The sequence below is a fragment of the Rhodoferax sp. genome (assembly GCF_034520025.1).
GTDB lineage: Bacteria > Pseudomonadota > Gammaproteobacteria > Burkholderiales > Burkholderiaceae_C > Allorhodoferax.
The window spans coordinates 1,432,324-1,446,295 of record NZ_JAXHNZ010000002.1 but is presented as its reverse complement, the minus strand read 5'-3'; the positions used below and the strand labels follow the sequence as shown (position 1 = coordinate 1,446,295).

General features: G+C 62.9%; 12 protein-coding genes and 1 pseudogene. 1 reads left to right on the top strand and 12 read right to left on the bottom strand.

Annotation, left to right across the window (positions count from 1 at the left end; translation table 11 throughout):
• Positions 1-2 precede the first annotated feature (2 nt).
• Genes U5L73_RS15180 through U5L73_RS15160 form a run of 5 tightly spaced genes read right to left on the bottom strand, consistent with a single transcriptional unit; the run spans position 3 to position 6,072 of the window.
• A complete protein-coding gene (locus U5L73_RS15180) occupies positions 3-344 on the bottom strand; it encodes a rhodanese-like domain-containing protein (RefSeq protein ID WP_322563123.1) in 342 nt (113 codons plus the stop codon).
• Between the two features lie 17 nt (positions 345-361).
• Complete coding sequence (locus tag U5L73_RS15175; protein WP_322563122.1) at positions 362-1,015, bottom strand: protein-L-isoaspartate O-methyltransferase; 654 nt, start codon at positions 1,013-1,015, stop codon at positions 362-364.
• Positions 1,016-1,057: 42 nt separating this feature from the next.
• The gene (locus U5L73_RS15170; RefSeq protein ID WP_322563121.1) at positions 1,058-4,246 is read right to left on the bottom strand and encodes an efflux RND transporter permease subunit; all 3,189 of its coding nucleotides are present in this window, start codon (positions 4,244-4,246) and stop codon (positions 1,058-1,060) included.
• The gene (locus U5L73_RS15165) at positions 4,246-5,379 is read right to left on the bottom strand and encodes an efflux RND transporter periplasmic adaptor subunit (protein WP_322563120.1); all 1,134 of its coding nucleotides are present in this window, start codon (positions 5,377-5,379) and stop codon (positions 4,246-4,248) included. Before U5L73_RS15165 ends, U5L73_RS15170 begins: the two co-directional genes overlap by 1 nt.
• 15 nt (positions 5,380-5,394) lie before the next feature.
• On the bottom strand, positions 5,395-6,072 hold the full coding sequence (locus U5L73_RS15160) for a TetR/AcrR family transcriptional regulator (RefSeq protein ID WP_322563119.1): 678 nt from the start codon (positions 6,070-6,072) through the stop codon (positions 5,395-5,397).
• Between the two features lie 219 nt (positions 6,073-6,291).
• Between U5L73_RS15160 and msrA the strand changes: the two genes are divergently transcribed.
• Positions 6,292-6,834 (top strand): peptide-methionine (S)-S-oxide reductase MsrA, encoded by a 543-nt coding sequence (msrA, locus tag U5L73_RS15155; protein ID WP_322563118.1) that lies wholly within the window; start codon positions 6,292-6,294, stop codon positions 6,832-6,834.
• 36 nt (positions 6,835-6,870) lie between these two features.
• On the opposite strand, the gene U5L73_RS15150 is transcribed toward msrA, so the two are convergent.
• The 7 genes and pseudogenes from U5L73_RS15150 to U5L73_RS15120 all read right to left on the bottom strand — a co-directional run bounded on the left by U5L73_RS15150 (position 6,871) and on the right by U5L73_RS15120 (position 13,967).
• The gene (locus U5L73_RS15150) at positions 6,871-7,068 is read right to left on the bottom strand and encodes a hypothetical protein (protein WP_322563117.1); all 198 of its coding nucleotides are present in this window, start codon (positions 7,066-7,068) and stop codon (positions 6,871-6,873) included.
• Positions 7,069-7,195: 127 nt separating this feature from the next.
• Positions 7,196-8,659 (bottom strand): annotated as a pseudogene (locus U5L73_RS15145) (ABC transporter ATP-binding protein).
• The gene (locus U5L73_RS15140) at positions 8,656-9,483 is read right to left on the bottom strand and encodes an ABC transporter permease (RefSeq protein ID WP_322563116.1); all 828 of its coding nucleotides are present in this window, start codon (positions 9,481-9,483) and stop codon (positions 8,656-8,658) included. The pseudogene U5L73_RS15145 and the gene U5L73_RS15140 overlap by 4 nt, the downstream one beginning before the upstream one ends.
• The gene (locus U5L73_RS15135) at positions 9,480-10,448 is read right to left on the bottom strand and encodes an ABC transporter permease (RefSeq protein ID WP_322563115.1); all 969 of its coding nucleotides are present in this window, start codon (positions 10,446-10,448) and stop codon (positions 9,480-9,482) included. The genes U5L73_RS15140 and U5L73_RS15135 overlap by 4 nt, the downstream gene beginning before the upstream one ends.
• 2 nt (positions 10,449-10,450) lie before the next feature.
• On the bottom strand, positions 10,451-12,004 hold the full coding sequence (locus tag U5L73_RS15130) for an ABC transporter substrate-binding protein (protein ID WP_322563114.1): 1,554 nt from the start codon (positions 12,002-12,004) through the stop codon (positions 10,451-10,453).
• A gap of 82 nt (positions 12,005-12,086) precedes the next feature.
• A complete protein-coding gene (locus tag U5L73_RS15125) occupies positions 12,087-13,028 on the bottom strand; it encodes a metal ABC transporter substrate-binding protein (RefSeq protein ID WP_322563113.1) in 942 nt (313 codons plus the stop codon).
• A gap of 48 nt (positions 13,029-13,076) precedes the next feature.
• Positions 13,077-13,967, bottom strand: coding sequence for a metal ABC transporter permease (locus tag U5L73_RS15120; protein ID WP_322563112.1), 891 nt, complete (start codon positions 13,965-13,967; stop codon positions 13,077-13,079).
• Positions 13,968-13,972 lie beyond the last annotated feature (5 nt).

Here is a 13,972-nt window from a genome sequence, read left to right as displayed (position 1 = left end):
GGTCAATAGCGTGGAACGGTGCTGTCTCGCTCGGCCGACCAAGCCTCAATACCGCCGGCGATGTTGGCCAGTTCTGCGAAGCCGCGGCTTTGCAGAAACATGGCAACTTGCATGCTGCGTGCACCGTGGTGGCACAGGCAGGCAATCGGCCGGTCGGTGGGCAGCTCGGTCAAGCGCACCGGTATCACCCCCATGGGAATCCCTATGACTCCGAATCCGTCCGGCACCACACTGGCCAGGGCTAGCTCGTGGGGCTCGCGCACATCCAGCACCAGGGGCTGGCCGCTGCCTTCGACACTGGTGTACCAGGCCTCGAGGTCGGTGGGACGGATTTGACTGATCATGCGATTCGTTTCGGGGTTTAGAACTGGAAGCGTGCAGGCTCTGCAAAGCCTTGCAGGCGCTGGACCACGGTTTCCCAGGTGGCGGAGGTGCGGAAGCCGGTTTCGCTGGTGCGGGTGACGATGGTGCATTGCATGACCGGGTCATCGCCCACGATCACGCCCAAGCGACCGCCGATGGTCAGGTGTTGCAACAGGTCTTGTGGGACCTGGCCGACCGAGCCGCTGAGCACGATCACATCAAACTTGCCTTCGGACGCACCCAGCTTGGAGCCATCGGCTTCACGCACGGTGACGTTGCTCAGCCCGGCTTTGGTCAGATTGCTGCGGGCCATGGCGGCGAGCTCGGGCACGATTTCCAGGGTCAGCACCTGGCGCGCGCGGTGGGCCAGCAAGGCGGCCATGAAGCCGGAGCCAGCGCCGACTTCCAACACGGTTTCGTGGGGCTGCACCATCAGGTCTTGCAGCATGCGGGCTTCCAGACGGGGTGCCAGCATGCATTGGCCTGCAGGGAGCGGGATCTCAGTGTCGGCAAAGGCCAGCGCGCGGTGGGCTTCCGGCACAAAGTCTTCGCGGTGGATGGTGCCCAGCAGTTCCAGCACCTGGAGGTCGAGCACATTCCAGGGGCGGATTTGTTGCTCGATCATGTTGAAGCGGGCTTGGTTCGAATGCATGGCAAAGTTTCCTTGGGTCACGTTAAACAGGTGTGACAAATTTTACCGGCCGGGGGCGGGTGCTTTGCGCCACAGGCGCAGGGCCCAGGCCGCAAGGTCGTCCATGTAGCAATACACCACCGGCACGACCACCAGCGTCAAGAGCGAGGAGGTGATCACCCCGCCGATCACCGCTTGGCCCATGGGGGCGCGCATCTCAGCCCCTTCACTCAGGGCAAAGGCCAGAGGCACCATACCGAAGATCATGGCCAAGGTAGTCATCAAAATGGGGCGCAAGCGCACTTTGGCGGCTAGCAACAGGGCCTCCGAGCGGGGCAGGCCCGCTACCGTGCGGCCCTGCGCGTCGGTGCTGTCTTCGCGGGCGCGGATGGCAAAGTCCACCAGCAAAATCGCATTTTTGGTGACCAGGCCCATCAGCATCACCACCCCGATGACAGAGAACATGGAGAGCGTGGAGTTGAACATCATCAGCGCCAGCACCACCCCGATCAGCGTGAGTGGCAACGAGGTCATCAGCGCCAGCGGCTGCAAAAAGCTCTTGAACTGGCTAGCCAGAATCATGTAGATGAACACAATGGCCAGCACCAGCGCCGAGATGGCGTAGCCGAAGGCCTCCGCCATGTCTTTGGTGGAGCCGTTGAATTTGTAGCTGTAGCCGGGCGGCAGGCTGATGCTGTCCATGGCAGCGCGGATGTCGGCAGACACTTCGCCGGCCGAGCGGCCTGACACGTTGCCGCTGATAGAGACTTCACGGGTCAGGTCGCGCCGGTTGATCTGGTTGGGGCCGGTGGAATCACGCACATTCGCCACCTGGTTCAAGCGGACGATGCGTGCACCGCCATCGGCATTGCTGCCCACGGTAAAGGGCAGGCGCTCGAGGTCGGTTGCGGTGTTGCGGGCCTCGGGGGCTAGACGCACATTCACGTCGTAGGTCTGGTCATCCGGTGCGCGCCAGTTGCCGACGGTTTTGCCCGCAATCAGGGTGCGCAGGCTGCTGCCAATCTGGGTGACGTTCAGCCCGAGATCCGAGGCGGCTTCGCGTTTGACCTGCACTTCCAGCGTAGGCTTGTTGGGCTTCATGCTGGAGTCGAGGTCGACCAGGCCGGGCACATCGCGCACCTTCTCAAGAGCCAAGGTGGTTAAGCGTTCCAGTTCCCGGGTGTCCGGCCCTTGGATCGAGAACAAAATCTGCTTCTGGCCCCCCACCGAGTCCAGCAGACCCACGTGGGTGACGGTAATGCCCGCCACATTGCGCAGGCGTTGTCGCAGGGTCACCGACATCTGATCCACACTCTGGTTACGGTCTTTGCGGTCTACCAGCCGGATGTAGATGTTGGCGTAAATCTTTCCTTGGGCGTTACCGGTGTTGATGGTGGTGAGGGTGTAGCGCACCTCCGGAAACTCGCGGATGATGGCTTCGACCTGCTTGGCCCGGGCTTCGGTGACCTCGAGCGAGGAGCCCACCGGGGTGTTGAAGGTCAGCGAGGTCTCCGAGAAGTCAGACTTGGGCACAAACTCCGTCCCCAGCAAAGGCACCATGAAGACACTGCTGACAAAAATGGCTACCGCAATCAACACCGTGGCCAGCTTGTGCAGCAGCGCCCAGCGCAAGATGCTCTGGTACCCCTCGGCCAAAGCCTCGGTGCCCTGGTCAAACCAAGCGGTTACTCTGCCTATGGATTTGTCATAAAAACTCAAAGGCCCTTGGCTGCCATCCCGCGCCTTGCCATGCTGGTCGATGCTCGGGTCATGCCAGACACTTGAGAGCATCGGGTCGAGGGTGAAACTCACAAACATCGAGATCAGCACGGCCGCCACTATGGTGATGCCGAATTCGTGAAAAAACTTGCCGATGATGCCGCCCATGAACCCGATGGGCAAAAACACCGCCACGATAGACAGCGTGGTGGCCAGCACCGCAAGACCAATCTCCTGGGTGCCATCCAAAGACGCTTGAAAGGCGTTTTTGCCCATCTGCACGTGGCGCACGATGTTCTCGCGCACGACGATCGCATCGTCAATCAACAGACCCACGCAGAGCGACAAGGCCATCAAGGTGATCATGTTGATGGTGAAGCCGAAGGCATCCATGAACAGAAAGGTGCCGATCAGCGCGATCGGCAGCGTGAGGCCGGTGATAACGGTGGAGCGCCAGGAGTTCAGGAATAAAAACACGATAAGCACGGTCAGCACCGCGCCCTCAATCAGCGTTTGGCGCACGTTGTTCACCGACACCCGGATCTGGCGCGAGCCATCGGTAATCTGCTCCAGGCGTACGCCCGGGGGCAGCTGCTTTTGCATCTCTGCCAGAGCTTTGACCAGGCCGTCCACCACCACGATGGTGTTTTCGTCTTGCGACTTCTGGACATTCATCAACAGGGTGCGCTGGCCGTTGTAAAGGGCCAGGGTTTCGGCCTCCTGGGCGCCATCGGTCACGCGGGCCACTTGGTCCAGCCGCACCGGGGTGCCATTCTTACGAGCCACGATGATGCGGCCGAAATCTTCAGGGCGCTGCATGCGCGCTTGGATCTGGATCACCCGTTCCTGGGTGTCTGATTGCAGAGTGCCCAAGGGCAGGTCTTGGTTCTCGGCGGCGACCGCACTCACCACCTGGTCGGGCGTGATGCCAAACGACTCCAGTGCCTGCGGGTTCAGGTAGAGGTTAATCTCGCGCTTGGTACCCCCCACCAAGGTGACCGAGCCCACGCCGCGCACGTTCTCCAGCCGCTTTTTGAAATTCTGTTCTGCCCAGTTAGTCAGCTCCACCGCGCTCAAGGGGGTGCCGCTTTGGGTGTCCGGCAGCACCGCGACCGACCAGACCGCCCGGGACGAGGGATCAAACCGCAAGACACGGGGTTCTTTGACTTCGCTGCGCAGCAGGGGTTTGACGGCGGCAATTTTCTCCCGCACGTCTTCAGCGGCTTTGCGGCCGTCCACATGCAGCCCGAACTCGATGATCACCAGGCTTTGGCCTTCGTAGCTGCGAGAGGTGAGCGCGTTGATACCTGCAATGGCGTTGACGCCTTCTTCCACTTTCTTGGAGACCTCGCTCTCCACAATTTCGGGAGACGCGCCGGGGTAGTCGGTGATCACCACCACTACCGGAAAGTCGATGCTGGGGAACTGGTCCACTTGCAGCCGCTGCAGGGAGAACATGCCCAACACCACCAGGGCCAGCATGACCATGGTGGCGAACACCGGGTTTTGTAGACTAACGCGGGTGAACCACATCAGTTGCTACCTGCTACGGTTTTGATAGCGGTACCCGCACGCAGTGCGCCCACGGCGCCCGAAAGCACTTGGCTGCCTTCGGCGAGGCCGCTCACGGCCACCATGGGCACGCCATCGGCTTCGCCGCGCTCGCCCAAGGTCACGGTCTGGTGGGCCACCTTGTTGTCTTGAACCCATTGCACATAGGGCAGCGGTTTGTCGGTGCGGATGGTGGAGACCGGCACCGCTAGGGCGCGGCTGACTCCTACGGCAATACTTCCTTGGGCAAAAAGACCCTGGCGCAGCCCGTCGGTCGAGTCTAGGCTCAGATAGGCCAGCACGGAGCGGCTGCCGGCGACGGCGCTGGGGTTGATGTGGGCTACTTTGCCGGTCAGGCTGCGGTTGGAGCCTTCAACAGTCAGGCGCACGGCTTGGCCGACCTGCACCCCAATTGAGTCGGCCGCAGCGAGGCTGGCTTCCACCTCCAGGCGGTTCAGGTCCACCACTTCCAGCACCCGGGCGTCAATGGCCACGCGCTCGCCGGGCTGCGCCAGGCGCTGCGCCACCTGACCGGTAATCGGGGCCCGCAGGACGGTGTCGTCGAGCGATTTGCGGGCGATATCAGCTGCGGCCATGGCTGCGCGGTACGAGGCCTCCGCAGCGGCGAGGCTGGCGCTGGAGGATTCAAGCGCGGTCTGCGAGATGAAGCCCTGATCCACCAATTTGCGGTTGTTGTCAAAGCTGCGGCGGGCAATGTCGACCTGCGCTTTGGCCGATTCGGCTTGCTGTTGGGCTTGGCGTGTGCGGGCTTGGTACTCGGTGGCGTCCACCCTTGCCAGAACCTGGCCGGCTTGCACCCGGTCACCTTCGCGCACGGTGAGGCCCTGCAATTCGCCGGCCACACGGGCTTTGACGAAGGCGGAGTTGACGGCCTTGATCGGGCCGGAGACCGGCAGGCTGCGGGTGAGGTCCAGCGTCCGCGCCTGGATCAGGTCGCCCGGTGCCAGCTCCAGCCGCACCGGTACCTGCAGGGCGGCTTGCTGGGCCTCCAGGGTGGCTTTTTTGGCTTTATTGCTTGCGGCCAAGCGCAGGCCTACCCCAGCTAGTACCGCTACAGCGAGTGCTGTCGATGTCCATTTGATCCAAGGTTTCATGGTCAGTGCCGAAAATTAAGAGCTTGCTTCCGGCCGCACGAGCAGGCCCAAAAGCAGGTTATCGATATGGGTGTTGAGATAGGCCACCGGGTCGAGTGTGGCATCGTGCGCCGTACACAAGCCGATCGAGTGATGCCACAGCGCCAAAAACATCATGGGGGCGAGCAACAGGTACACACCGTATTCCACATCAAGCTGGCGGAACTCACCGCTGTCTACCCCGCGTTGGAGGACCCGTCGGATCAGATCGTTGCCCGGGCGGACCACTTCTTCCTGATAAAACGCCGCCAACTCGGGAAAGTTGCCCGCTTCGCTCATCATCAGTTTGGAGATGCCGGAAGCCTTGGTCGAGCCTACGCGCTCCCACCAAGCCGTCATGCAGTAGCGCAGCAGTTCGGTGCTATTGCCCTCGAAGGACTCCAGCTCGGCGTTCCACTCGGTGAAGCGGCCAGAAATGTTCTCGCGCACCACCGCCTTGAATAGCTCTTCTTTGCTAGAAAAGTACAAAAACAGGGTGCCTTTGGAGACGCCAGCCAGCTTGGCTACTTCTTCTGCACGGGTGGCTGCAAAGCCCTTTTCTACAAACAGCTCTAGAGCCGCCTCCAGCAGTTCGCCGGGGCGCGCATCTTTGCGGCGCTCGCGCTTGGCGCGGGCCTGGGCGGTGATTTCACAGAGGCTGGGAAGGCTGGGCATAAATTACTGACTGATTGGTTATTAATGTAGCGGAGCCCGCTGAGAGTGTCAATCCAAGCGGCTTCCCGGGTTGGGCCGCATCGGCAAAGTTGTGCAAAGTTCAGGTGCTTTGCTGCGGTGGCTGCGGCAGTTCGCTGCGGCTCCGTAAGATCCAACTCGGCTTGCCGACTACCGGCAGCGGCCGCTGCGGTGGGCGTCTTTTTTATTCTGGAGCTTTCAATGAACCACACATTCCAAACTATTACCCTCGGAGGCGGCTGCTTCTGGTGCACGGAGGCGGTGTTTGTAGAGGTGCAAGGGATCGTGGATGTGGAGTCCGGCTACAGCAACGGCCATGTGCACCAACCCAGCTATGAAGCGGTGTGCACCGGCACCACTGGCCATAACGAGGTGGTGAAGCTGGTCTATGACCCGGCAGTCATCAGCACTCGCGAGATCTTGAAAATCTTCTTTGTCATCCACGATCCGACGACCCTGAACCGCCAGGGCAATGACACCGGTACTCAGTACCGTAGTGGCATTTATGTCTCAACGCCCGAGCAAGATTCGGTGGCGCGCGAGCTGTTGGCCGAGTTGACGGCTAGCAAGCACTACGACCGGCCCATCGTGACGGAGGTGTTGGCGCTGCAGAACTACTGGCCCGCTGAGGCTTACCACCAGGATTTTTTTGCACGCAACCCGAATCAGGGCTATTGCATGGCGGTGGCAGCACCCAAGGTGGCAAAGTTCCGCAAGACCTTTGCCCGGCTGCAGAAGCCTTGAGCGCGGGTCGCAGGCCGCTCTAGGCTGCAACGCCTATCAGCGGCGGCTCGGGATCGGTGAGTCGTTGGCAATACCCCAGTCCATCTTGGACCTGCTGGTGGGCGAAGGCGCTGTGTCTTCGGAGTAGCCGTCCAGAAAAGTCAAAAACAACCAAAAGGCGCTCACCATGACCGCCGCACCGACCACCAGCTTGAGGATCGTGAGCCAGAGCTCGGGTTCTTTTTTGTCGGGCATAGCAGTCTTTGTAATAACGAGGACAGGGGCTGTGAGCGCCCACAGAATCTACCGGTAGGGCTCCTGAATGTATAGCAAAAAATGCAGTAGTCCGACAAAAGTACCCGCAGGCCTTGGGGGTAAGCGCTCAGGCAGTGGCGGCAGCTACGGTCTGTAGATCCGCCATCTGCACATGACGGTGGCTGCTGTGGCGCGCAAGGTGGGCATCGTGGCTCACCAGCAGCACCGCACAGCCAAGCTGGGCGGCGCTGTCGCAAATCACCCGCATGGTGTCCCGCTGGGTGATCGGATCCAGGCGTGAGGTCGGCTCGTCGGCAAAGATAAAGCGGGGCTGCAACTGCATCAGCCGTAACAGCGCAAAACGCTGGAGTTCGCCGCCTGATACCTCGTGAGGTTTGCGCGATAAAAGCGCCTCCGACAGCCCCAAGGCTTGCATCCACTGTGCCTAGCCCTTGAGCGCCGAAGGTTCCCGATGCGGTGGGTGCAGCTTGCGTGCGTCGTCAAGGGCCTGGCCTAGTGTGCGGAAGGGCGAGAACGCAGCGGGTGGGTCTTGGTACAGCTTTTGGTATTTCCACGGTGCAGGGGAACCGCGCCGCACGACATGGCCCTCGTCTGCCGGGCTCAAACCCAGCAACAGGTTGCCCAAAGTCGTTTTGCCACAACCGCTGGGGCCGCTGATGGCGACCACTTCGCCGGCATGGAGCGTGATGTCCAGGTGCTCAAACAAGGTGCGCGTGCCATACCGTTTGGCAAGGCCGTGGGCTTCCAGCACCGGCGTGGTGTCCGTCGCAGCCGCAAACGGGTAGGGCTGCCACTGCGCCGGTCGGGCGGCCAAGAGCTCCCGGGTGTAAGGGTGGCGGGGGTCTTGCAGTACTTGGGTCGCCAGGCCTTGCTCGACGATGCAGCCATGCCGCAAGACGGCAATCCGTCCACCCAAGTGGGCCGCCAAGTCAAAGTCATGGGTGATGGTGAGCAGACCTTGGCCCTGTGTCTGGGCCGCCATCAGCAAGGCCGCCACTTGCGCGCAAGCCCCGGGGTCGAGGCCTTTGGTGGGCTCATCTGCAATCAGCAGACGCGCACCGGCGGCACTCGCGCAAGCGACACCGGTGCGTTGCGCCATGCCACCAGAAATCTGGTGCAAATACAAGCGAGCCGCCGCCCCGAGCCCTAGTGCGTGAAGCTGCTGCGCTGCGTCGGTCCGTGCGGCTTGCCACTGCAAGCCCCGGGCATAGCGGGCGGCTTCTGCGACCTGGCTGTGCACGGGCATGAGCGGGTTGAGTGCAGTGCCTGGCTCTTGCGGAAGCATCATCACGGTGCGACCCCACAGGGGGCGTGTGCGCTCGCGTTGGCCGTGGGTGGATATGCCGTCAATCGCAATGGATCCACTGGCCTGCAAAGCGGGGGGAAGAGTTCCCATGATGGCCTGCGCTAGCAGGGACTTGCCGGCACCGGACTCGCCCACGAGAGTGAGCCGCTCACCGGCGTGCAGGCTGAAGCTGCAGGCATCCACCAAGGCGCGGCCGTCGGCTCCAGGTGGTGTGAGTGCCACGTGGATGCGCAGGTCATCCACCTGCAAAAGAGGGGTGCTCATACGGTGCCCTTCCAAGCGTAACGTGTGACGGATTGCAGCGCACCGACTACCAGCACCAGCAGTACGACGGGCCCGGCTAGCAGCCAGGGGGCCGCGTCGTAATAGGGCAGGGCTTCGGTCATCATCAAACCCAATTCGGCCGTCGGTGGCCGCAAGCCCACCCCTACAAAACCCAGCGCTGCCACGGCCAGAACTGCATTGGCAATGGCGTAGCTCCACAGACGCAGCAGATCGCCTGCCATGGGGGGCAGCACATACCAACGCAGCAGATAGGGGGCACCAAAACCCAGCAAACGCCCGGCCTGCACCGCATCGCCTGCGAGCGTCGCAAAGGCTTGGCTGCGCACGAGCCGGAAAAATTCGACCCACGCTGTCAACACCAGCCCGCTGTAGAGCGCCCATTTCTGGCCCGGCGCCAGCGCGGCAACCAGCAGCACCCACAGTAAGGCGGGGATGGCAGCCACACCATCAGCGCACAGGCACAGCAACCGGTCCACCCAGCCACGGCACCATGCAGCCACGAGGCCCAGCGCACTGCCAAGCCCGACTGCGAGCAGGGCCGAGCCCAATGCCAACCAGAAAGAGACGCGCACCGCCTCCCCCATACGTGCCAGCAAGTCGCGGCCGAGATGGTCGGTGCCCAACCAATGATCGACTCCGGGTGCCATCAAGGTCTGCCCGAGGTTTTGAACCGAAGGATCAGGCCCCCACCACTGCGTGAGCAACCCGAGGAGCGCCACGGCCATCAGGGTGACGGCGCCCCAGCGCCAGCGGCGGGCCGGCACAGGCGAGGCTGGCTTGATCAAGAAAGGCGGAGTGCTCATGCTGCGCTCCCGCCCGCTGGCTCACGCAGCCGCGGGTCCAGCCATTGCACGGCGGCATCCATCAGGCCGTTGAGCACTACAAACAGCAGCTCCATCGCCAAGGCCGTGCCTTGGATCATCGGGACATCACGCGAAATCACCGCGTGCACCAGCGCATGGCCGATACCGGGCCACGCCACCAGACTCTCGACCACCACCACGCCTTCCACCAGCAGCACCAACTGCATGCCAGCGTAGGCCAGTGTGCCCAGCGCCACCGGGGCCGCTGCATGTCGCCACAGGGCCGCGCCCGGGGGCAAGCCTTTGGTTTGTGCAAACTCGAACGCGTCGGATTGCAGCACCTGCTGTAGCCGGGTGCGTACGACTTGCGTCATCCCGGGCAGCAGCGTCAGCGCCAATGCCATGGCCGGCAGCACCAGATAGATGGGCTCGCCATGGCCCGCAACCGGCAACCAGTCCAAGTGCACGCCCAAGCCCAGCATCAGCACCACGCCCAATAAAAATGCGGGGCTGGCGCGCAACACGGTGCACAGAGGGTCTACCCAGCGGGCACTCCAGTGGCTGGCGCGCACGGCCGACCACATGCCCAGGCACAGCCCAAGCACTAGCGCCAACACCCATGCCGCCAGTGACAACTGGAGGGTGTGGCCCAGTTGGTGGGCGATTTCTTCGACCACCGGATCGCCCGACACCATCGATTGTCCCAACCGCAGGCGCAGCAGGTCGCCCAGCCAGGCCAGCAGTTGCTGGCTAGCCGGCCGGTCCAAGCCCAGCTCGTGGCGCACAGCGTCTGCTGCCGCGGTGTCCACCATGTCGTAGCCGTAGCGGCCAGCGGCAATGCGGTAGGCCGCGTCGCCCGGCAGGGCGCGTGTCATCGCAAAACTCAAAACTCCGACAGCACCTGCCACCAGCGCCCCTTGGCCCACAAGCCGCGCTGCCTGACGGGCCAGCAATGTTCCTGTCATCTTCATTTTGTCCAAGTGAATTGGCTGATGCGGTAGCTGCGCTCCAACGGGTCCACGCTGACTTGTCCGATCCGCTTGTGGTGGGTCGCGGTGTGCTGGTACCACGCCACCGGTATGACAGGTAGCTCGGCCTGCAGCACCGTCGACAGTGCCCCGCGCAGACGCGAACGACGGGCCGGGTCGTTGGTGGTGCTCAAACTCTCCAGCGCACTGGTGACCTGGGCGCTCTGCCAGCCCATGGCACCCCAATCGCCGCCCTTGGGCCCGAAGTCCTGCAAGAGGCTGCCGATCGGGTCGGGTACCAAGGCGTAGTTACGCGCCACCAGCGCCAGCTCCAGCGAGCCGTCCTGGTGCCCGGCGGGAATGTCACTGGCATTCATGATGGCAACCGCGACGTCCATGCCCACTTCGCGGAGCTGGGCTTGTATGGCAGTGGCCATGGGCGGCTGCTCGGGGCGGTCTGAAAAAGTGCGCAAGGTCAGCTTGAAAGGGCGACCGTCTTTGCGCAGCAGGCCGTCTGCGCCGGTAACCCAGCCGGCCTCTTGCAGCAGCTGCCGGGCCCGGCCGGTGTCGCGCACCAGCGGCTGCAAACCCGGCACATGCCACTCGGACATGCCGGGGCTGAAAAGCTGGGTTGCTGCGGCTTTGGGCTCTCGCAAAATAGCCTGCGCAATACCGGGCCGGTCAATCGCCAGGCTGATGGCTTGGCGCACCTTGATGTCTTTGAGCAGCGGGTGCGCGGCATTGACCTTGAGGTACAGGGTGCGCGGAATCGGCAGGGTGTGGAACTGCAGCCGGGGGTTGCGCTTGAGCCGCTCGATGGCGACGGCATCGTGGGTGAACACTAGGTCCGCCTGACCGCTCTCGGCCAGCATGCCCCGGGTCTCGCCCCGACCGCTGGCAAGGTACCCCACGCGCTGCACCGCAGGGCGTTTGCCGGTCCAGCCCTCAAAAGCCGCAGTTTCCAGCTTCTGCGGCGCATTGACCCGCACTACCTGGTAGGGGCCGGATCCCACGACCGCCTGCACACTGCCATCGGCGGCAAACGACGCAGGCGCCAGGATCTGCGTGCTGTTATGGGCCAAAAAGGCAGGCATGGCGGTGAACGCTTGTTTCAGTTCAATCTGTACCTCGCCATTGACGGCAGCAATCCGCTGGATGGGGGTGTTTTTCAGCACACCGGGTTGGGCCAGCGCGCGCTCCAGGCTGCGCACCACCGCTTCAGGGGTTACCGGGCTGCGATCATGGAAGAGTGCGCCGGGGCGCAATGCAAAGCGCCAGGTCTTCTGGTCGGCAGAGACCGTCCAGCGCGCTGCCAGACCGGGTGCCAACTGACCGTTGGTATCCACATCAACCAGCGTCTCTGTGATCTCCAGCCGGGTGAACACATAGCCGGTTTTGGAGGGGTCCAGGCTGCCGATCTCCCAGGGGGCAACAACCTTAAGGACCCGGGTGTCTGCGGAGGGGCCGGTCTGGGCTATGGCTGTGGAAACGGATACGGCCGCGCTCAAGAGCAGGGCGCGGCGCAGGGCGGATGGAGGGGGTGCAAGTGTCATGGTGCAGAGGTTTTTAGGTCAAATCAGGCCCTGGCGCTCATCAAGATTGCGCAGGTAGCTATTCAATTGATAGCGATGGGTATCAGTTGCGCTTCATGCCCGCCACCAGCTGGGTCACGTTGTGACGCATCATTTGCAAGTACGTCGCACCCGGCTGGTCGGCGGTGGACAGGGCATCGGCGTACAGACTGGCACCCAAGGTGGCACCGGCGTCTTTGCTGAGCTGGGCGATGAGTTTGGGGTTGCTCATGTTTTCCACAAACACCGCCCGGATTTTTTCGCGCTGGATTTGTTGGATCAGCTGGGCCACTTGTTTGGCGCTGGGCTCCGTCTCCGTGTTCACGCCTTGCGGGGCTAAAAATTTCACGCCGTACTGCGCCGCAAAGTAGCCGAACGCGTCGTGCGAAGTGATGACCTTACGTTTGTCGGCCGCAATGGTGGCCACTTGCGCTTTGGCCCAAGCGTCCAGGCTTTGCAGTTCTTTCACATAGGCTTCAGCGTTGGCCTGGTAGGTGGCAGCCCCGGCGGCGTCGACTTTCGCCAGACCGGCTGCGATGTTGCGCACGTACAGCACCACGTTGTTGGGGTTTTGCCAGGCGTGAGGGTTGGTTTCTTCGTGGGCATGGCCGGCATGGCCTTTTTCTTCTACCATGTGGAGGGCTTTCACGCCCTTGGCGGCAGTCACGCTCTCGCCCTTGTAGCCGGAGGACTTGAGCAGTTTGCCCGCCCAAGGCTCAAAGCCCAGGCCGTTGAGCACCACCAGTTTGGAGGCCAGCAGGGTTTTGGCATACGACGGCTTGGCCTCAAACACATGGGCGTCTTCGTTGGCACCGACCAAGGTCGTCACTGCCACGCGGTCGCCACCCACGACCCGCACCAGATCGCCCAGAATGCTAAAGCTGGCGGTCACCGGCAACCTGTCGGCGGCATGGGCATGGCTGCCGAGTAGCGCCAGTGCAGTCGCGCTGGCCAACAGAAAACGACGGGGCAGGGCGGTGAGCGAAAAAGTGTCGAGCAAGGTCATGCGGAGTGTCCTAAAGATCAAAGAAAGAAACAGGGAGTGGGCGGTGCCTCAGGCCTCACGATGGGCGCGGCCCCACCAGCGCGGTAGCCAGCCGCCCGGGGCGAGCAACAGAGAGGCGGCATAAAGCGCCCCCGCGCAGCCAATGATGGTGGGGCCCGAGGGCGTGTCGAAGTGGTAGGACAGCAGCAGACCTGCGGCGCCCGCTACCGCCGCCTGCGCACTGGCATTGAGCAACTGTGCGGGCAGGCTGTCGTGCCATAGCCGTGCACTCACGGCGGGCAGCATCATCAAGCCCACCGCCATGAGCGTGCCCAGAGTCTGAAAGCCCGCCACCAGGTTGAGCACTACCAGCATCAAAAAGCCTTGCTGCCAGACCCAAGCCGGCACACCACCACGATGCGCGGCCAAAAACACCGGGTCAAAGGTTTCCAGCACCAGCCCGCGGTACATCAGCGCCAAGGCCAGCACGCTGACAGTGGCCACACCCGCCACCAGCAGCAGGCCACTGTTGTCCACGCCCAGTGCACTGCCGAACAAAATGTGCAGCAAGTCGAGCTGGGTGCCATGGCCCGCAATCAGCGTTACCCCGAGGGCAAGTGCCACCAGATAGATGGCGGCGAGGCTGGCGTCCTCTTTCAAGGTGGTGAAGCGGCTGACTGCACCGGCAAGCCCTGCCACCACCATGCCCGCCAGCACGCCACCCAGCGCCATGGCGGTGAGCGAGAGTCCGCTCACCATGAAGCCGATAGCCACACCGGGCAGCACCGCATGGCTGAGCGCGTCGCCCAGAAGGCTCATGCGCCGCAGCGTCAAAAACACGCCCAAGGGCGCGGCGCTTAGTGACAGCGCCAGTGTCGCCACCAGCGCGCGGCGCATGAAGGCGAATTCTGAAAAAGGGGAAATCAAGGCCTCCCACACCGGGCCCAGCAACAAGTCCATGGGCA